The following is an 18,057-nucleotide window of genomic DNA, read 5'->3' on the forward strand; positions in this document are numbered from 1 at the left end:
CCCACGTCAAGAGCAGTGCTCTCTCTTTTGATTGCCGCTCTCTCCATGGCAGAGTGGAGACATGGTCGCTCCCTCGCTCCGCGCCCGGGTCCGCGCCGGGATGATCGAAGAGATCAAGACGGTCGCCCGCCGCCACCTGGACACCGACGGCGCGAACCTGTCCCTGCGCGCGGTCGCCCGGGACCTCGGCATGGTGTCCTCGGCGATCTACCGCTACTTCCCCAGCCGCGACGACCTGCTCACCGCGCTGATCCTGGAGGCGTACGACGCGCTCGGTGACGCCGTGGAGGCGGCCGACGCCGCCGCCGACCAGGCCGACCTGCGCGGACGCTGGCTCGCCGCCTGCCGGGCCGCCCGCGCGTGGGCGCTCGCCCACCCCGCCGAGTACGCGCTGCTCTACGGCAGCCCGGTGCCCGGGTACGCGGCCCCCGACGACACCGTCGCGCCGGCCCAGCGCCCACCGGTGACCCTGGTCGGCATCCTGCGCGACGGGCTGGCGTCCGGCCGGCTCGCCCCGCCCGACGAGGATCTGCCCGAGCCGCTGCGCGGCGACGTGGCCGAACTGGTCGGCCTGCTCGGCATGGACGTGCCGCCCGCCCTGCTGGCCCGTGGCATGGCCGGCTGGACCCAGTTGTTCGGGCTGATCAGCTTCGAGCTGTTCGGCCGGATCAACCGGGCGCTGCCGCACCGCGACGAGTACTTCGACCACCAGATCGGACTGATAGCGGACCTGGTCGGCCTGCCCTGACGCCGGTCGGCGTCAGGTGCCGTCGGAGGAGTGGCCGGGGAACAGGTGCGCGGCCGGGTCGATGACGACGGCCGCGTTGTTCACGGCGGTGGCGGCCTCGCCGAAGCCGGTCGCGATCAGGCGGACCTTGCCCGGGTACTCGGTGATGTCCCCGGCCGCGAACACCCGGGGCAGGTTGGTGGCCATCGCGCTGTCCACCACGATGTGCCGCCGGTCGAGGTTCAGCCCCCACTCGGCGAGCGGGCCGAGGTCGGCGGTGAAGCCGAGCGCCGCCACCACCGTGTCCACCGGAAGCGTCTCCACCTCGCCGCCGCGTACGGTCAGCTCGGCGCCGGTGACCGTCTCCTCGCCGTACAGCCGGCTCACCTCGGCGTTCACCACGATCCGCACCGGCAGGGCGCGGACGCGCTCGATGGTGGCGGCGTGTGCCCGGAAGCGGTCCCGCCGGTGCACGAGCGTCACCGACCGGGCCAGCGGGGCGAGCGTGGCGGCCCAGTCGAAAGCCGAGTCGCCGCCGCCGACGATGAGCACGTGCCTGTCGGTCAGCTCGGCCGGCTGCGGCACGAAGTAGACGATCCCGCCGCCGGTGAAGCTCTCCGCGACCGGCAGCGGCCGGGGCGTGAAGCTGCCGAGCCCGCCGGTGACCAGCACCGCGCCGCAGGTGAGCTGCTCACCGCCGGCCAGGCCGAGCACCGGCCGGCCGTCGAGGTAGGACAGCTTCTCCGCGCGTACGCCGAGGCGGTAGTCGGGGTGGAACGGCGCGGCCTGGGCGACCAGGTTCGTGACCAGCTCACGGCCCTTGATCGCGGGGAAGCCGGCGACGTCGAGGATCAGCTTCTCCGGGTACATCGCGGTGACCTGGCCGCCCGGCTCGGGCAGCGCGTCGATCACCGACACGGAGAGTCCACGGAAACCGGCGTAGTAGGCGGCGAAGAGCCCGGCGGGACCGGCCCCGATCACGGCGACATCGACCTCGCGCATGGCGTACCGTCACTTTCCGCTTCGGATCACCCCGTGCTGATGCGGAAACGGTAGGCGGGCGGGTGGCCGCGGGCAAGCACGTCCCGCGCTTCGATCAACGCGCCGTCAGGGCAGCGTCATCCTCGGTGAGCCGAGACGGTCGGACTCGCCGGCGTCGTTGCGGCGCCGGAACAGGATCGCCGCGACCACGCCACCGAGCAGCCCGAACAGGTGCCCCTGCCACGAGATGCGCTCGTCGGTGGGGAGGATGCCGAGCAGCTGCCAGCCGTAGAGCAACCCGACCAGCAGGCCGACGGCGAAGTTCCACCAGCTGCGCTCCACCACGCCCCGGGTGAGCAGGATGCCGAGGTATCCGAAGATCACGCCGCTGGCGCCGACCACCACCGAGTTGGGTGAGCCGGTGAACCAGACGCCCAGACCGCTGACCAGGATGATCACCCCGGTGGACCAGAGGAACCGGCGGGTGCCCGCGGCCAGCACGAACGTGCCGAGCAGGATCAGCGGGATGCTGTTGCTGTAGAGGTGGTTCCACCCGGCGTGCAGGAACGGCGAGAAGAAGACGCCGTCCAGGCCCTGGAGCCGCTGCGGGATGATGCCGGCGGTGTAGTCGAGGCCGAGTCGCAGGCCGACGTCGAGCGCCTCGATGAGGAACAGCACCGGCACGACCGCGCACATGGCGACGAAGGCCCGGCCGAGCGCCGCGTAGAACGCGTCGGTGCCGAACCGATGGGGGTCGCCGCTGGGGCCGCCGTGCCAGGTCACCTACCAAGAGCTATCAGCAAATGCGGCGGGCCGCCAGTCGGGCGGCGGCACGACGACGGCGGGACACCCGGGTCTGCCGGTGTGTCCCGCCGTCGTGGTGATGTCAGTACCAGCCCGAACTCTGCGACTTCTGCCAGGCGCCGCAGGGGGTGTCGTACCGGCCCTTGATGTAGCCGAGACCCCAGGTGATCTGGGTCGCCGGGTTGGTCTTCCAGTCGTCGGCCACCGAGGCCATCTTGCTGCCCGGCACGGCCTGCGGGATCCCGTACGCCCCCGAGGAGCTGTTGGAGGCCTTCGGGTTCCAGCCGCTCTCCTTGGTCCAGAGCTTGTCCAGGCAGGGGAACTGGTCGATGCCGAAGCCCTTGTCGAGCATGATGGCGCAACCGACCTTCCGGTTGCCGCTGTACTCCGCGCACGAGGACGGGATCGGGCCGCTGTACGGCTTGACCTTCGCCTCCTTCTCGGCCGCCTCCGCGGCGTCCCGCTCCTTCTTGCGGGACGCGGCGGCCGCCTCGGCCTTCCTGGCCCGCTCGGCGGCCTCCTTCGCCGCCGCGGCGGCACGCAGCTTCGCCTGGTACTCGGCGGCACGCTTGCGCGACGAGTCCACGCGGTGGTCGGACAGCCGCTCACGCTGGTACGCGTGCTCCGCCTGGTCGACCTCCAGGCCGACCTGTGCGGTCAGGCCCTGCTGCTGGGTCTGTCGATCCTCGCCCAGGTAGAAGCCGCCTGCGACGCCCACGGAGAGCAGTGCGACAGCGGCCGTACGGGCGCCGAACCGGCTCCACAGCCGACTCACGAAGTTTCCCTTCGTCGGGGGCAGGGACACGGCACACGTGGGCCACGGTCGGGTCACGCCGGGTGCCGTGAGCGCACCGGTACCGGTGTGACTCCGGGCCGTGTCCGGCGCTGGAGTGGTAGGTGACGCTCGATGGACACCATCGCGCACGGTGAGGCCGGTGGGAAATAGCCAGGCCGAAAAGTGATCTGCGTCACCCCTAATATCGGGATGAAATAGTGCAAATGCGGCACTCAGCCCGGGATGTCCTCCAGCAGATCGGTGACCATGGCGGCGATCGGAGAACGCTCCGATCGGCTGAGCGTGACGTGCGCGAAGAGGGGATGCCCCTTCAGCGCCTCGATCACCGCGGTCACCCCGTCGTGCCGGCCGACCCGCAGATTGTCCCGCTGGGCCACGTCGTGGGTGAGCACCACCCTCGACCCCTGACCGATCCGGGACAGCACGGTGAGCAGGACGCCCCGCTCCAGCGACTGCGCCTCGTCCACGATGACGAACGCGTCGTGCAGGCTGCGGCCGCGGATGTGGGTCAGCGGCAGCACCTCGAGCAGCCCGCGCGAGGTGACCTCCTCCAGCACGTTCTCGTGCACCACCGAGCCGAGCGTGTCGAAGACGGCCTGCGCCCACGGCGACATCTTCTCCGACTCCGACCCGGGCAGGTAGCCCAGTTCCTGACCGCCGACCGCGTACAGGGGACGGAACACGATCACCTTCTTGTGCCGGCGTCGCTCCATCACCGCCTCCAGGCCGGCGCAGAGCGCCAGCGCGGACTTGCCGGTGCCGGCCCGCCCACCGAGCGACACGATGCCGATCGACTCGTCCAGCAGCAGGTCGAGCGCGATCCGCTGCTCCGCCGAGCGCCCGTGCACGCCGAACGCCTCCCGGTCGCCCCGGACCAGCCGGATTGTCTTGTCCGGCAGCACCCGGCCCAGCGCCGAGCCCCGGCCCGAGTGCAGCACCAGGCCGGTGTGGCAGGGCAGTCCCGCCGCCACGTCGACGTCGAGCGCCTCGCCCGCGTACAGCCGGCCGATCTCCTCCTCGGCCAGATCCAGCTCGGCCATCCCGGTCCAGGTCGGATCGCTGGCCTGGCCGTGCCGGTACTCGTCGGCGCGCAGGCCCACCGAGGCAGCCTTCACCCGCAGCGGCATGTCCTTGCTGACCAGCGTGACCTGACGCCCCTCGGCGGCCAGGTTGAGCGCCACGGACAGGATGCGCGCGTCGTTCGACTCGTTGCGGAAGCCGGGCGGCAGCACACCGTCGTCGGTGTGGTTCAGCTCCACCCGCAGCGTGCCGCCCTGGTCGTTGGCGGGCACCGGGCGGTCCAGCCGGCCGTGCCGTACGCGCAACTCGTCCAGCATGCGCAGCGACTGGCGGGCGAACCAGCCCAGCTCCGGGTGGTGCCGCTTGCCCTCCAGTTCGGAGATCACCACCAGCGGCAGCACCACCTCGTGCTCGGCGAAGCGGTGGAACGCCGCCGGATCGGACAGCAGGACCGAGGTGTCCAGCACGAAGGCCGGGCCGGCTGGTCGGGGCTCCTCGGCCTCCGCGGCGGCGGCGCGGCGGCTGCGGGTGGTCCGGCGGGTCGGGGCGGTCGAGGCCGGGGTCTGCTCGGCTCCGGCGGGGGTACGGCGAGTGGTCACAGGCCTGCTCCGCGGATGGGCACCCGGCCACCCGAGTTCCGCCTCTTCCGGTGCCCGGAGGACACGGGGTCGGATGCGGGCCCCGTGTGCGAGGACGCAGGTCCGGGCTGTCCGGCTGGCCCGGGAAAACCCCGTGCCATGCCTAGACGCTAATCGCCTCGGGGCCGCGCGGCTAGAGGCGCGCGTGGATCAAGCGTCGTCTTCGCCGGACGTACACCTGTGCGAGTGACGGGCGGACCGCAACCGGCCGGGATGCATGCCCCCTGCGCGCACCCCGGCCGGTCGTCGAGCGCCGCGATGCGGCGCGGGCCTCAGCTCTGCCGGCGCACCAACGTGCCGGCCCGTGGTCCGGCGCCGGCCGCGCCGAACGACGAGCCGGTGTACGTGGTGCCCACCCGGCCGACGGCACCGAGCTGGGCGGTCGCGGTGACCCGTACCGCGGGGGCGGAGCCGGGCCGGGCGGCGACCACGGCGGGTACCGAGGTGCCGGCGAACGGCACCGCCGAGCGCCCGGCCGAGGTCACCACCGTCGGGCCGGGACCGGACAGCGCCGAGGCGATCGCCGCCTGGGCGTCGCGGCGACGGCGGTTCCAGGCACCCCGGTCGCCGTCGAAGTAGCCCTGACGGTAACCGAACCGGTAGCCGATGCGGTAGCTGAGCTGACCGTGCAGGCGGCCGGCCGCGTAGCAGGTGGAGCCGAGCACGAGGACGAGCACCACGGCGAGAAAGGGGGTCATCGCTCGTCCGTCCCGGGCAGTGGGTCGACCACGAGCAGCCGCTCCAGGTCGTCGGTGCTGACCTCCTCGACCAGCTCGACGCTGATCCGGCATCCGTCGAGGACCACCTCGGCCACCGACGCCCGGCGGATCTCCCCGCCGGAGTCGTAGACCCGCACGCTCAGCTCGGGGCAGCCGAGGTGGGTCCGCCAGGCGTCCCACTCCCCCCGGTCGCCGACGCTGAGCGAGAGGTACCGGCACCCGCGGGCGAGGTAGAGACGCCAGGGGGCGCTCAGCCCGGCGGACACTCCGTCCGCGATCAGCCCGAAGGCCTGGGCACGGGTCGCGAGCTCGGTCACGAGACCCCCTCGGCACCCGCGGAGTGACGCATGTGAGCACTCGTCGTCTCAGGCACGTGACACACCGTAAGCTGTCTCATGAGCGTGACAGTATCAGCTTTTCAGCCCTTTGCCGCTGCACTCGTGTCCATCTATTCTGCCCGGGTGACACCCCTCCTGAGCAGCACTGGATCGTTTACCGGAAATCCCGGACCGGCGTCCCGTCAGCGTGACAGCAGCGTGCCGAGCCACCCCCTCGGGACCGACTGGCCGTACCGTCACGGGGTGACCGAGACGGCCAACGCACGGAAGATCGCCTTCGCCACCTTCGTCCGGCGCGCGCTCGACGACGCCCGCGCGCTGCGCGCCTGGAGCGGCACCGAGGTCTCCCGGCGCACCGGCGTCTCCCGCCAGACCATCAACCGATGGGTACGCGGCGACTGGGCCAGCGACCCGGAGGCGGAGCGGGTGGTCGCCTTCTGCGAAGGGCTCGGGCTCGACCCGGCCGCCGCGTTCACCGCGCTCGGCTGGGACCGGGCCGCCGGGCCGCGCACCGTGCCGGCACCGCCCCCGATGGACCCGGACGTGGAGGCGCTGCTGCGCCGGCTGGTCGACCCGAACGTCTCCGACGCGGAGAAGTTCCACATCCGAGAAACCATCCGTTACCTCGCATACCGCCCGACCCTGCCGGGCGGTGTCCGAAATAGGGGGAAACAGGCGGGCTAGTTCCTCAGATGGCGAAAGAACGGATGAGCAGACCCGATCGTTTCGCCGCGGGGACGGATCGGACCCGCTAGCGTCCACGTTTGTACTGCTAGGGGCTCGTCATCGGCGGGGGGACGGGACACAGCCGAACCCAGCCCTGCGGGACAGAAGGAGGGGTCTGTCCATGACCCTGAAATGGTTGGCAGTCGTGGTCGCGGTGGTGTCGCTGACATCGTGCGTGACCGGCAACGTGGTGGTCGGCGTACTGGACGGCGGGCAGCTCCCACTGGTCGTCAACCTCTTCGCGCTCACCACGGCCGGCACCGCGGTGATCCTCGCCGTCGTCGCCGAGCTGCACGATCGGCTCAACGACCGCGTCAGCGCGCTCACCGAGTTCCTGGTGGCGCGGCTCAACGAGATCGAGGCGCACACCGGCGACCGCAACACCGGCTTCGTGGAGGGCTACCTGCTCAGCCACGGGCAGGAGGCGGCAGTGGTGCCGTTCGGCCGCCGGGGACGAGGAGCCGCCGAACGCTGATCCCCACGTCGTTCCGACGTCGCATCTCGGCCACGAATACGCCGCCCGGCGCGGGGTACGCTGACGCGCGTGCCGCCGTTGAATCTGGGCAACCAGCAGCCGAAGACCCCGTTGAACGCGGAGCACGCCTGGCGTGCGACCGCCGCCCGCGCGGGTGACGTCGTCCTCTTCTTCGACTTCGACGGCACCCTGGCGCCGGTCGACGACGATCCCACAGCCGTACGGCCCGCGCCCAACGTGCTCACCGCGCTGGAGGCGCTCGCCCCGCACGTCCGCCGGATCGCGATCGTCTCCGCCCGCCCGGTGGACTTCCTCCGCGACCACCTCGGCGGCCTCGCCGGCATCGACCTGTACGGGCTCTACGGCCTGGAGCACAGCCACTCCGGCGGTGAGACGGTCACCGAGCCGGCCGCCCTGCCGTGGGTGCCGACGATGTCCGAGCTGGCCGAGCAGGCCCGCGCCGAGTTGCCGCCCGGCGCGCTCGTCGAGTTCAAGCGGCTCTCCGTGGCGCTGCACTGGCGTACCGCCCCGCATCTCGGCGAGCTGGTGCAGGAGTGGGGCCGGGCCCAGGCCGAGCGGCTGGGGCTGCGCGCCCAGCCGGGCCGGATGGTGCTGGAACTGAAGCCCCCTGTCGACCGGGACAAGGGCATGGTGATCGGCGAGACGGTCCGGGACGCCGGTGGCGCCTGGTACTTCGGTGACGACGTCTCCGACATCAAGGCGTTCGCCGCGCTGCGCGCCCGCGCCGCCGACGACCCCGACTTCCTCGGTGTCTGTGTCGCGGTCGCCAACCCGGAGACCGGTCACGAGGTGGCCGACGCCGCCGACATGACCCTGGACTCCCCCGCCGCCCTGGCCGACTTCCTCACCTCAGCCCTGCCCCACCTCCGCTGACACCCCGGCCCGCCGGGGCGGGGCGGGGCGGGGCGGGGGCGGGGCGAGAGGGCTGCGGCGAGGGGTCAGGTGCCGAAGCGGCGTTGGCGGGTGGCGTAGGAGCGCAGGGCCCGCAGGAAGTCGACCTTGCGGAAGTCGGGCCAGTTCAGCTCGCAGAAGTAGAACTCCGAGTGCGCGCTCTGCCAGAGCATGAAACCGGAGAGCCGCTGCTCGCCACTGGTCCGGATGATCAGATCCGGGTCCGGCAGCCCCTTTGTGTAGAGGTGCTCGGAGATGTGGTCGACGTCTATCGAGGTGGCCAGCTCCTCCAGCGTGCCGCCGCTCGCCGCGTGCTCCAGCAGCAGCGAGCGGACCGCGTCGGCGATCTCACGCCGCCCGCCGTACCCGACAGCGATGTTCACCTGAGCCCCGCCGTCGCGGTCGCGGGTGCGTTCCTCGGCGGCCTTGAGCGCGGCGGCGTGCTGCGCCGGCAGCACGTCGAGCGCGCCGACCATCCGCAGCCGCCAGGGGTTGCCCTCCTCGGCCAGCTCGGTGCTCAGGTCCTCGATGATCTGGAGCAGCGGGTCCAGCTCGGCGGCCGGGCGGGAAAGGTTGTCGGTGGAGAGCAGCCAGAGTGTGACGTGCCCGACGCCTGCCGCGTCGCACCAGCGGAGCAGTTCCTTGATCCGCTCGGCGCCCATCCGATGGCCGTCGTTCGGGTCGACGAAGCCCATCTCCCGGGCCCATCTGCGGTTGCCGTCGCACATCACGCCGACGTGTGCGGGTACGGGCTTGCCCGCGAGCTTCGCCGTCAGCCGGCGCTCGTACACGGAGTAGAGGAGTTTCCGCAGAGTCATCACCTTGCAGGGTAGCGACCCGCGGGAGAGATCAGTGTCTCGGTGGCATATCACCTGAGGGCGAACCGCTCCGGCGCGGTCGCGGCAGGTCCGCCCCGATCGCCATGAGCGTGCGCGCGTCCAGCCGGCCGTCGCCGAGCCCCAGCTCCACCACCGTGCGGTAGACCCGCTCGTCCCGCCCGGCCGCGCCGACCACCGCGTCGACCACCCGGCGCCGCCGGGCCAGCCACGCCGCCACGGAGCTGTGCCGCAGGTGGGTGCCGAGCCGGGCGCGCAACGTGGCGGCGTACACCCGGGCGGCCCCGGCCGGGGAGCCGGCCGCCGCAGCGCCCGCGAGGGCCCCGGAGCGCAGCGCGTAGAAGATGCCCTCGCCGGTGAACGGGTTGATCAGCGACAGCGCGTCCCCGGCCAGCACCACCCGTCCCCGGCCGGGCGCCGGCCGGTGGGTGGACAGCGGCAGGTGGTGCGCCCGCAGGCCGGTCACCGTGGCCGGGTCGACGCCGGGGAGCAGCGCGGCCATCCGGTCCAGCAGGTGCGCGCGGGTCAGCGGCTCGCCGCGCAGCACCTCCCCGTACCCGACGTTCGCGCGCCCGTCGCCGATCGGAAAGGCCCAGGCGTACGCGGGCCAGCGCGCCGCCGAGGTGACGATCAACTGTTCCGGCGGCCCGGCCGGTGCGGGCGCGTAGCCCCGGATCGCGAGCGCCAGGTGCCGGTCCGGGTTGACCGGGTGCCCGAGCGCGCGGCGTACCACCGATCCGGCGCCGTCCGCGCCCACCACCGCCCGCGCGGACAACTCCCCGTCGAGCAGCACCCGGTCGGCGGCGATCTCCACCCGGCGTACCGTGTGCCGCCGCAGCTCCGCGCCGGCCGCCACCGCCGCCGCCACCAGGCGTGCGTCGAACACCTGGCGGGGCACCGTGTACGCGGGCCGGGGCAGCGTCCGCGCGACGGTGCCGCCGCCGGGGCCGACCAGGCGCAGCGCGGGCAGCGGCGAGTAGCCGTCGACCGCCCCGGTCACGCCCAGCTCGGCGAGGACGTCCAGCGCGTGCGCGGCGATGCCGTCCCCGCAGGCCTTGTCGCGGGGGAAGTCGGACCGGTCGAGCAGCAGCACCCGCGCCGCCCCGGCCCGTCGCGCGCCGAGCGCCGCCGCGGCTCCGGCCGGCCCCGCCCCCACCACCACGACGTCCCACACGCCCTCATCCTCCCCCGCCGCACCCCGCCCCGGGCGACGATCATGAGGTTGACGGCATCAAACGGGGTCCGGTGGCGCGGTGGAGGGAGTAGAGACAGAGGGCCGCTGCCGTGACGAGGGGGGCGCCGTCTCTGATCAGGCCGTCGGTGCCGAGCAGCCACCAGCACAGCGGCAGGTCGATCGCCAGGACGCCGAGGGTGACCACGACGAGCGCCCGGCGTGCCCATGCCTTGTCGCGCAGCAGGAACGCGGTGCAGAACAGCACGGCGTAACTGACCGCGATGCCCGCGCCGAACCAGAGGACCAGAGCCGGTACGGCGGACAGCCGCCCGTCCAGCACGGCACCGGTGGCGACGAGCGCCGGCACCAGCATCAGCGGGCTGTAGGTGAACGCCGCGACCCGGGCGGTGAGCAGCCAGCCGTTCGCCTGCGGGCGCTTCGGGGCGACCTCCCGCCAGGCGATCGTCCCGCCCTCGACGACCAGGCCCTTGCGGTGCCGGACCAGGTGGGCGCGGATCGTCTCGGAGCGGTACAGCAGCACCACCACGGCGACGCAGAGCGCGGTGAGCACGGCGAACCCGACCAGGCCGGGCAGCGCGGGCACCCCCTGCCGGGGCACGATCAGCCGCCCGACCGCGAAGATCGTGGTCACCGCCAGGATCAGCCCGAACGGCCGGGCACCCACCCGGCCGTTGTTCACGTGCCCGATCAGCAGCAGGAAACCGAGCGACCGGAGCATCGCCCAGCCGGTGCGTACGGCCAGACCGAACTCCTGCTCCGGGGCGTACCAGTAGTTCAGCAGCTCGACCACGACGGTGGCCGCCGCGGTCACGGCGAGCAGCGTGGTGAGCGCCCGGACGGCGGACGGCCGCCGGACCTCGACAGGTTCAGCGGCCGTCCTCATGGCATCCGATGTTGCCCGGTGCGGGCAACAGGCACACCTGTTACTTCTGCGGCTCCGCGTCCAGCCGGGCGCGCAGCGCGTCCAGCTCGGCCCAGAGCACGCCGGGGAGCTTGTCCCCGAACTTCTCGAACCACTCGGTGACCAGCGGCAGTTCGTTGCGCCACTCGTCCGGGTCGACCTTCAGCGCGATCCGGACGTCCTCCGGGGTCATGTCCAGACCTTCGACGTCGAGCGCGTCCTGCGCCGGGACCATGCCGATCGGCGTCTCCACGGCCTCGGCCCGGCCCTCCAGCCGCTCGATGATCCACTTGAGCACGCGGGAGTTCTCGCCGAAGCCCGGCCAGAGGAAGTTGCCCTCGGCGTCCTTCCGGAACCAGTTGACGTAGTAGATCTTGGGCAGCTTGGACTCGTCGCCGTCCGCGCCCTTGCCCATCTCGATCCAGTGCCGGAAGTAGTCGCCACCGTTGTAGCCGATGAACGGCAGCATGGCCATCGGGTCGCGGCGGACCACGCCGACCGCGCCGGAGGCGGCGGCGGTGGTCTCCGAGGAGAGCGTCGCGCCCATGTAGACGCCGTGCACCCAGTCGCGCGCCTCGGTGACCAGCGGGATGGTGTCCCGGCGACGGCCGCCGAACAGGATCGCGTCGATCGGCACGCCGTTCGGGTCGTAGTAGTCGTCGGCCAGGATCGGGCACTGCGTGATCGGGGTGCAGAAGCGGCTGTTCGCGTGCGAGGAGAGGCCCTCGCTCTCCGGCGTCCAGTCGTTGCCCTTCCAGTCGATCAGGTGCGCCGGCGGCTCACCCATGCCCTCCCACCAGATGTCGCCGTCGTCGGTGAGCGCCACGTTGGTGAAGATGGAGTTGCCCCGGTCCAGCGTCCGCATGGCGTTGGCGTTGGTCTTCCAGTCGGTGCCGGGCGCGACGCCGAACAGGCCGTACTCCGGGTTGATCGCGTAGAGGCGGCCGTCCTCACCGAACCGCATCCAGGCGATGTCGTCGCCGATGGTCTCGACCTTCCAGCCCGGGATGGTCGGCTCCAGCATGGCGAGGTTGGTCTTGCCGCAGGCCGACGGGAAGGCGCCGGCGATGTGGAAGACCTTGCCCTCCGGCGAGGTGATCTTGAGGATCAGCATGTGCTCGGCCAGCCAGCCCTCGTCGCGCCCCATCACGCTGGCGATACGCAGCGAGTAGCACTTCTTGCCGAGCAGCGAGTTGCCGCCGTAGCCGGAGCCGTAGGACCAGATCTCCCGGGTCTCCGGGAAGTGCGAGATGTACTTGGTCTCGTTGCACGGCCACGCCACGTCCTGCTGACCCGGCGCGAGCGGGGCGCCGATGGAGTGCAGCGCGTGCACGAAGTCCGCGTCGTCGCCCATCGCCGCAAGGATCGACGAGCCCATCCGGGTCATGATCCGCATCGAGGCGACGACGTACGGGCTGTCGGTGATCTCGACACCGAACATCGGGTTCTCGGCCTCGATCGGACCCATGCAGAACGGGATGACGTACATGGTGCGCCCGCGCATGCTGCCGCGGTACAGCTCCGTCATCGTCCGCTTCATCTCGGCCGGCGCCATCCAGTTGTTTGTGGGGCCGGCGTCCGCCTCGTCGACGGAGCAGATGAAGGTGCGCTCCTCCACCCGGGCGACGTCCGTGGGATCGGTACGCGCGTAGAACGAGTTGGGCTTCTTCTCGGGATTCAGTCGGATCAGGGTGCCGTTTTCGACGAGTTCGTCGGTGAGGCGGCGCCACTCCTCATCAGATCCGTCCACCCAGACCACGCGGTCCGGGGTGGTCAGTTCCGCGACCTCACGAACCCAGGCGAGCAGCTTGGGGTGGGACGTCGGGGCCTGATCGATACCCCGAACAGCAGCCGGAGCAACCATGTCACTTCTCCTTGTGGTCGACGCTGACCGATCTATGGGGTGCACGAGTTCCGGCGGGCTGGTGCGCCGCCTCGTGGAAACCTGGGATTGGGCTCAGCGTAAACCGGACTGCCCCGTCAGTCAGTGGGACTGGTTGTGAAGAACTGCACAAGGTACGGCCACGCTGCGGCTTCACGATCTGATACCCGCTTTCGCGCGCAGTTTCACGCAAATCCTGCGGTGAACCTTCGACGGCGCGGTCCGTCACCGGAGTGGCCGTGAAGCCCGATCACGGGCGCGTACGAACATGTCGCGAAAGACGATTCCGTGATGCGCTCCACAGATTCGCACAGCGCGTTACGCTCTGCTCACGGACATCGAGAACGGGCGACGCCTCCCCGAACGGGGCGGGCCGGTCGCGACGGCCGCGGCGAAGCCGTCGTGGCCGACTCGCCGTTGGAGTCCGCCCGGTTACCGGACAACCGGTACGCTCAGCGGGTGGCCGCGACGATGACCGGAGACCAACCGGGGGCTCCGCAGACCCGCCGGGGTCCGATCGGAGCACTGCGCGACCGCTTCGGCCACCTCATCCACGAGCTGAGCAAGTTCGCCACCGTCGGCGGGCTCGCCTTCGTCGTGGACTTCGTCCTCTTCAACTATCTGTCCAGCGGCCGGGACATGCCGCCACTGGCCGCGAAGACCGTCTCCACGGTGATCGCCGCGACCGTCGCCTTCCTCGGCAACCGGTTCTGGACGTGGCGGCACCGGCAGCGGTCGAACCCGGCCCGCGAGTACGCGCTGTTCTTCTTCTTCAACGCGGTCGGCCTCGGCATCGCGGTGGCCTGCCTGGCGATCAGCCACTACGGGCTGGGCGCGCTCTGGCCCGCGGTGTTCAAGACCCCCCTGGCCGACAACATCGCCAGCTTCATCGTCGGCACCGGCCTGGGCACGCTCTTCCGGTTCTGGTCGTACCGACGGTTCGTCTTCGTCGAGGCGGGAACACCTCCCGTTACGGCAACGAGCCACGACCGAGAGTCCGGGGCGTGACAACCCGCCCATCCCGACCCGCCGGGCCCAGCCGGCCCAGCCAACTGCCTAAGGTGTTCCGCATGCCTGGAGTCCGTCTGCTGCCCGAGCGCTGGCAGAAGTTCATCCACGAGGCGCTCAAATTCGGCATCGTCGGCGGCATCAACACCGTCATCAATTACGCCGTGTTCAATGCTCTCGCACTCACGGTTTTCCGCGACGGTCAGCTGAAGGCGACCGTGATCGCGACCATTGTCGCCACGATCACGTCGTATCTGATGAATCGTCACTGGACGTACCGTGATCGACCGAAATCGGCACTCCGGCGCGAATACGTCTTGTTCTTCCTCTTCAACGGCGCGGGCCTGGTCATCGAACTGGGCGTCCTGGCCCTGGCCAAGTACGGTCTCGGCGTACACGGCCTGCTCGCCCTGAACGTCGCCAAGACCATCGGCGTACTGCTGGCCACTCTGTTCCGCTTCTGGTCCTACCGGACGTTCGTCTTCCAGCCCGTCGCCAAGCACGCCGAGGAGACCTGGCACTCGGTCCCGCGTGACGAGTGGGACAACGTCGCCGAGATGGACCCGGTGGCCGAGCTGGCCGAGTCGGTCAGCGAGCTGGAGGAGGAGGAACCGCCTCCGGGCCGGCCGGCCGACTACGCGCCACCCCGGGGCCGCCCCGCACCCGCGGACGCCGGACTGGGCGGCGCGCTCGGCGCCGAGCTGGACGCCGAAATCGCCGCGGAACTCCAGCCCCGCCGCGCCCGCCGCTGAACCACGGAGAAGGCCGGCGCCCCTGACGAGGGGTGCCGGCCTTCTCCGTCGAACGGGTCAGGGCTGGTCGCGCAGGGACTTGCCCTCGGCCATGTCGGCCAGGATCTCGCGCATCTCGCCGTCGCCCAGGCTGTGCTTGTCGTGATGCGCCTCGACCAGCTCGTAGAGCTTCGTCTGCACCCGGTCCACACCCGGCACGTCGTGCAACACCGACTGACCGCGCTCACCGGCCGACTCGATGGTCAGCGTGCCGCAGCCGAGCAGCCGCTCCACGAAACGCTGGTGCATGGCGTGGTCGTTGATCCGGGTCAGCGGCAGATCCCGCCGGTTGCGGGACAGCACCCCCTGCTGGAGCAGCACCCGCTCGTTTGTGAACAGGTAGTGCGTGGTGCGCCAGACCAGGAACGGCCACAGCCCCAGCCACAGCACGAGCGCCAGGCCGACCGCCGCGATCACGTAGAGCGCGATCGTGCCGCCGCTGCCGTCGGGCAGCAGGAGCCAGCCCGCGACGACCGCCGCGACGGCGAGCACGAGCACCAGGATCGGCCGGATCAGGGCCTTCCAGTGCGGGTGCAGGTGTAACACGACGTGCTCGTCCTCGGTGAGCACGTCTTCGGGGAACGCCACGGCGGAACCTCCTCGCAGAACCGGACGCGCTGACCGTAACCGGTCGGCGCGTCCGCCCGGCATCGGCCGCGCGGACGCCTGCCAGTGGTTGTTAAAAGGGGGCCCTTCCTCTACCGGAGGCGTTAAGAGGGTGCCCTTCCTTTCAGCGCAGGTGCAGCACGTCTCCCGCGGCGAGCCGCAGCGTGTCGGCGTCCGTCTCGACCAGGAGCTGCCCGTCGGCGTCCACCCCGGTGGCGGTGCCGTGCGCCTCGCTGCCGTCGGGCAGCAGCACCCGCACCCGGCGGCCGACCGTGGCGCACCCGGCCAGGTACGCCGCGCGCAGCCCGCTGGCCTCCGCGTCGCCTCCGGCGTCCCGCCAGCGCTCGTACCAGTCGGCGAGCGAGCGCAGCAGCGCCCGCAGCAGCGGATCGCGGTCGGTGGCGGTGGCGCCGGCGAGCTGGAGCGAGGTGGCCGGCAGGCCGGTCGGGTTCTCCGGCAGCTCGTCGGCGCGCAGCGTCACGTTCAGCCCGACACCGACCACGATCGCGGGCGGCCGGTCGGTCTCCCCGGGCACCGCCTCGGCCAGCACCCCGGCGCACTTCGCGCCGTCCACCAGCAGGTCGTTGGGCCACTTCAGCCGCGCGTCCAGCTCGGCCAGCAGGCGTACCGCCTCGACCAGCGCGACACCGGCGAGCAGCGGCAGCCAGCCGTACGCGGTGACGGGCACCGGCGCCCAGCCTCGCTCGGGGACCGCCTCTCCCGGCCGTAGCAGCACGCTCGTGGCGAGGCCGGCGCGCGGCGGCGACTGCCAGACGCGGCCCCGCCGCCCCCGGCCGGAGGTCTGCCGCTCGGCGACCACCACCAGGCCCTCCGGCTCACCGGCCCGCGCCGCGGCCACCGCGTCCGCGTTCGTCGAGCCGGTCTCGGCCCGCAGCTCCAGCCGGCGCCAGGGCCCGTTCGGCGCGATCAGCGCGCGCCGCAGCCGGGCCGCCGACAGCGGCGGTCGGTCCAGATCGGTGTACGGCGAGCCGGGCATCCCGCCAGCCTACGGCCACCGGGCTCGCCGGTCGCCGGGAAGCGGTGAGGCGCACTGCACAGCCTCTTTCACCTGAACCATCGTTATATTCCACGGGTGACTACCGACACCGGGTTCAACATCCACACCACCGCCGGCAAGCTGGCGGACCTGGAGCGACGGCTCGACGAGGCGGTGCACGCCGGGTCGGCGCGGGCGGTCGAGAAGCAGCACGCACGGGGCAAGAAGACCGCCCGCGAGCGGATCGCGATGCTGCTCGACGAAGGCTCGTTCGTCGAGCTGGACGAGTTCGCCCGGCACCGCTCGACGAACTTCGGGCTGGAGAAGACCCGCCCGTACGGGGACGGCGTGGTGACCGGCTACGGCACCGTGGACGGCCGGCAGGTCTGCGTCTTCTCGCAGGACTTCACCGTCTTCGGCGGCTCCCTCGGCGAGGTCTTCGGCGAGAAGATCGTCAAGCTGATGGACCTCGCCATGAAGATCGGCTGCCCGGTCGTCGGCATCAACGACTCCGGCGGCGCGCGGATCCAGGAGGGCGTCACGTCCCTCGGCCTCTACGGCGAGATCTTCTTCCGCAACGTGCGGGCCAGCGGCGTCATCCCGCAGATCTCGCTCATCATGGGCCCGTGCGCGGGCGGCGCCGTCTACTCCCCGGCGGTCACCGACTTCACAGTCATGGTCGACCAGACCTCGCACATGTTCATCACCGGCCCCGACGTGATCAAGACGGTCACCGGCGAGGACGTGGGCATGGAGGAGCTGGGCGGCGCCCGCACCCACAACACCCGCAGCGGCAACGCGCACTACCTCGGCACCGACGAGGAGGACGCGATCGAGTACGTCAAGACGCTGCTGTCGTACCTGCCGTCGAACAACCTGGACGAGCCGCCGGTCTTCGACGCCCCGGCGGTCCTCGACGTCACCGACTCCGACCGGGAGCTGGACACGCTGATCCCGGATTCGGCCAACCAGCCGTACGACATGCACCGGGTCATCGAGCACGTGCTCGACGACGGTGAGTTCCTCGAGGTGCAGCCCCTGTACGCGCAGAACATGGTGGTCGGTTTCGGTCGCGTCGAGGGGCGCCCGGTGGGCGTGGTGGCGAACCAGCCGATGCAGTTCGCCGGCACGCTCGACATCGCCGCGTCGGAGAAGGCGGCCCGGTTCGTGCGCACCTGCGACGCGTTCAACATCCCGGTGCTGACCTTCGTGGACGTGCCCGGCTTCCTGCCCGGCACCGGCCAGGAGTGGGACGGCATCATCCGCCGCGGCGCGAAGCTCATCTACGCGTACGCCGAGGCCACCGTCCCGAAGGTCACAGTCATCACCCGCAAGGCGTACGGCGGCGCGTACGACGTGATGGGTTCCAAGCACCTCGGCGCGGACCTGAACTTCGCCTGGCCGACCGCGCAGATCGCGGTGATGGGCGCACAGGGCGCGGTGAACATCCTCTACCGCTCGGATCTGGCGAACGCCGACGACCCGGCCGCCGTGCGCGCCGAGAAGATCGCCGAGTACGAGAACACGCTCGCCAACCCGTACATCGCGGCCGAGCGCGGCTACGTCGACGGGGTGATCCCGCCGCACGAGACGCGTACCCAGATCGTGCGGGCGCTGCGGGTGCTGCGCACCAAGCGCGAGACGCTGCCGCCGAAGAAGCACGGCAACATCCCGCTGTAGTGCGTCGGGTGCCCCCGCCGGGTCG

At 71.4% G+C, this 18,057-nt stretch carries 19 protein-coding genes; 7 read left to right on the forward strand and 12 right to left on the reverse strand.

The window, feature by feature from the left end; all coding sequences use genetic code 11:
• The first annotated feature begins 61 nt into the window (after positions 1 to 61).
• Positions 62 to 748, forward strand: a complete 687-nt coding sequence (locus ACGFIA_RS04450; protein WP_393258516.1) for a TetR/AcrR family transcriptional regulator — start codon at positions 62 to 64, stop codon at positions 746 to 748.
• Between the two features lie 12 nt (positions 749 to 760).
• Here ACGFIA_RS04450 and ACGFIA_RS04455 read toward each other — a convergent pair whose 3' ends face one another.
• The 6 genes from ACGFIA_RS04455 to ACGFIA_RS04480 all read right to left on the reverse strand — a co-directional run bounded on the left by ACGFIA_RS04455 (position 761) and on the right by ACGFIA_RS04480 (position 6,002).
• The gene (locus ACGFIA_RS04455) at positions 761 to 1,729 is read right to left on the reverse strand and encodes an NAD(P)/FAD-dependent oxidoreductase (RefSeq protein ID WP_357381620.1); all 969 of its coding nucleotides are present in this window, start codon (positions 1,727 to 1,729) and stop codon (positions 761 to 763) included.
• Between the two features lie 105 nt (positions 1,730 to 1,834).
• Positions 1,835 to 2,491 (reverse strand): rhomboid family intramembrane serine protease, encoded by a 657-nt coding sequence (locus tag ACGFIA_RS04460; RefSeq protein WP_357381618.1) that lies wholly within the window; start codon positions 2,489 to 2,491, stop codon positions 1,835 to 1,837.
• 103 nt (positions 2,492 to 2,594) lie between these two features.
• A complete protein-coding gene (locus ACGFIA_RS04465; protein WP_357381616.1) occupies positions 2,595 to 3,287 on the reverse strand; it encodes a transglycosylase SLT domain-containing protein in 693 nt (230 codons plus the stop codon).
• Between the two features lie 233 nt (positions 3,288 to 3,520).
• Positions 3,521 to 4,927, reverse strand: coding sequence for a PhoH family protein (locus ACGFIA_RS04470; protein ID WP_357381614.1), 1,407 nt, complete (start codon positions 4,925 to 4,927; stop codon positions 3,521 to 3,523).
• A gap of 311 nt (positions 4,928 to 5,238) precedes the next feature.
• Positions 5,239 to 5,664 carry a hypothetical protein gene (locus tag ACGFIA_RS04475; protein WP_357381612.1) on the reverse strand — a complete coding sequence of 142 codons (426 nt, stop codon included), beginning with the start codon at positions 5,662 to 5,664 and terminating at the stop codon, positions 5,239 to 5,241.
• A complete protein-coding gene (locus ACGFIA_RS04480; protein WP_357381610.1) occupies positions 5,661 to 6,002 on the reverse strand; it encodes a hypothetical protein in 342 nt (113 codons plus the stop codon). The genes ACGFIA_RS04475 and ACGFIA_RS04480 overlap by 4 nt, the downstream gene beginning before the upstream one ends.
• A 264-nt stretch (positions 6,003 to 6,266) precedes the next feature.
• Here ACGFIA_RS04480 and ACGFIA_RS04485 point away from each other — a divergent pair, with 264 nt between their 5' ends.
• The 3 genes from ACGFIA_RS04485 (at position 6,267) to otsB (ending at position 8,118) form a co-directional block, all read left to right on the forward strand.
• Positions 6,267 to 6,707 (forward strand): XRE family transcriptional regulator, encoded by a 441-nt coding sequence (locus ACGFIA_RS04485; RefSeq protein ID WP_357381608.1) that lies wholly within the window; start codon positions 6,267 to 6,269, stop codon positions 6,705 to 6,707.
• 163 nt (positions 6,708 to 6,870) lie between these two features.
• Positions 6,871 to 7,224, forward strand: a complete 354-nt coding sequence (locus ACGFIA_RS04490) for a hypothetical protein (RefSeq protein WP_013284062.1) — start codon at positions 6,871 to 6,873, stop codon at positions 7,222 to 7,224.
• A gap of 69 nt (positions 7,225 to 7,293) precedes the next feature.
• Positions 7,294 to 8,118 (forward strand): trehalose-phosphatase, encoded by an 825-nt coding sequence (gene otsB / locus ACGFIA_RS04495; protein ID WP_357381605.1) that lies wholly within the window; start codon positions 7,294 to 7,296, stop codon positions 8,116 to 8,118.
• A gap of 65 nt (positions 8,119 to 8,183) precedes the next feature.
• Here the strand turns inward: otsB and ACGFIA_RS04500 are convergent, their stop codons facing one another.
• The 4 genes from ACGFIA_RS04500 to ACGFIA_RS04515 are packed head-to-tail and all read right to left on the reverse strand — an operon-like array spanning position 8,184 to position 12,932.
• Positions 8,184 to 8,954, reverse strand: a complete 771-nt coding sequence (locus ACGFIA_RS04500) for an isoprenyl transferase (protein WP_357381603.1) — start codon at positions 8,952 to 8,954, stop codon at positions 8,184 to 8,186.
• Between the two features lie 31 nt (positions 8,955 to 8,985).
• Complete coding sequence (locus tag ACGFIA_RS04505; protein ID WP_357381601.1) at positions 8,986 to 10,146, reverse strand: geranylgeranyl reductase family protein; 1,161 nt, start codon at positions 10,144 to 10,146, stop codon at positions 8,986 to 8,988.
• 40 nt (positions 10,147 to 10,186) lie between these two features.
• A complete protein-coding gene (locus ACGFIA_RS04510) occupies positions 10,187 to 11,050 on the reverse strand; it encodes a hypothetical protein (protein WP_357381599.1) in 864 nt (287 codons plus the stop codon).
• Between the two features lie 40 nt (positions 11,051 to 11,090).
• Positions 11,091 to 12,932, reverse strand: coding sequence for a phosphoenolpyruvate carboxykinase (GTP) (locus tag ACGFIA_RS04515; protein ID WP_357381597.1), 1,842 nt, complete (start codon positions 12,930 to 12,932; stop codon positions 11,091 to 11,093).
• Positions 12,933 to 13,421: 489 nt separating this feature from the next.
• Here ACGFIA_RS04515 and ACGFIA_RS04520 point away from each other — a divergent pair, with 489 nt between their 5' ends.
• Both ACGFIA_RS04520 and ACGFIA_RS04525 read left to right on the forward strand, forming a co-directional pair.
• Complete coding sequence (locus tag ACGFIA_RS04520) at positions 13,422 to 13,958, forward strand: GtrA family protein (protein ID WP_357381802.1); 537 nt, start codon at positions 13,422 to 13,424, stop codon at positions 13,956 to 13,958.
• A 62-nt stretch (positions 13,959 to 14,020) separates the two neighbouring features.
• On the forward strand, positions 14,021 to 14,710 hold the full coding sequence (locus ACGFIA_RS04525) for a GtrA family protein (protein ID WP_357381594.1): 690 nt from the start codon (positions 14,021 to 14,023) through the stop codon (positions 14,708 to 14,710).
• Positions 14,711 to 14,767: 57 nt separating this feature from the next.
• Here ACGFIA_RS04525 and ACGFIA_RS04530 read toward each other — a convergent pair whose 3' ends face one another.
• Positions 14,768 to 15,337 (reverse strand): PH domain-containing protein, encoded by a 570-nt coding sequence (locus ACGFIA_RS04530; protein ID WP_357381592.1) that lies wholly within the window; start codon positions 15,335 to 15,337, stop codon positions 14,768 to 14,770.
• 142 nt (positions 15,338 to 15,479) lie between these two features.
• Complete coding sequence (locus ACGFIA_RS04535; RefSeq protein ID WP_357470086.1) at positions 15,480 to 16,352, reverse strand: biotin--[acetyl-CoA-carboxylase] ligase; 873 nt, start codon at positions 16,350 to 16,352, stop codon at positions 15,480 to 15,482.
• A 96-nt stretch (positions 16,353 to 16,448) separates the two neighbouring features.
• On the opposite strand from ACGFIA_RS04535, the gene ACGFIA_RS04540 reads away from it, so the two are divergent.
• A complete protein-coding gene (locus ACGFIA_RS04540) occupies positions 16,449 to 18,032 on the forward strand; it encodes an acyl-CoA carboxylase subunit beta (RefSeq protein ID WP_393258528.1) in 1,584 nt (527 codons plus the stop codon).
• Positions 18,033 to 18,057: the final 25 nt, after the last annotated feature.

The organism is Micromonospora sp. NPDC049203 (assembly GCF_043197215.1).
In the GTDB taxonomy this organism is placed as follows: Bacteria; Actinomycetota; Actinomycetes; order Mycobacteriales; family Micromonosporaceae; genus Micromonospora.

Coding starts and splice junctions, on each gene's coding strand:
- ACGFIA_RS04510 (WP_357381599.1), bottom strand. CDS start 11,050: ATGAGGACGGCCGCTGAACCTGTCGAGGTCCGGCGGCCGTCCGCCGTC.
- ACGFIA_RS04525 (WP_357381594.1), top strand. CDS start 14,021: ATGCCTGGAGTCCGTCTGCTGCCCGAGCGCTGGCAGAAGTTCATCCAC.
- ACGFIA_RS04515 (WP_357381597.1), bottom strand. CDS start 12,932: ATGGTTGCTCCGGCTGCTGTTCGGGGTATCGATCAGGCCCCGACGTCC.
- ACGFIA_RS04490 (WP_013284062.1), top strand. CDS start 6,871: ATGACCCTGAAATGGTTGGCAGTCGTGGTCGCGGTGGTGTCGCTGACA.
- ACGFIA_RS04500 (WP_357381603.1), bottom strand. CDS start 8,954: ATGACTCTGCGGAAACTCCTCTACTCCGTGTACGAGCGCCGGCTGACG.
- ACGFIA_RS04475 (WP_357381612.1), bottom strand. CDS start 5,664: ATGACCCCCTTTCTCGCCGTGGTGCTCGTCCTCGTGCTCGGCTCCACC.
- ACGFIA_RS04450 (WP_393258516.1), top strand. CDS start 62: ATGGTCGCTCCCTCGCTCCGCGCCCGGGTCCGCGCCGGGATGATCGAA.
- ACGFIA_RS04520 (WP_357381802.1), top strand. CDS start 13,422: ATGACCGGAGACCAACCGGGGGCTCCGCAGACCCGCCGGGGTCCGATC.
- ACGFIA_RS04455 (WP_357381620.1), bottom strand. CDS start 1,729: ATGCGCGAGGTCGATGTCGCCGTGATCGGGGCCGGTCCCGCCGGGCTC.
- ACGFIA_RS04535 (WP_357470086.1), bottom strand. CDS start 16,352: ATGCCCGGCTCGCCGTACACCGATCTGGACCGACCGCCGCTGTCGGCG.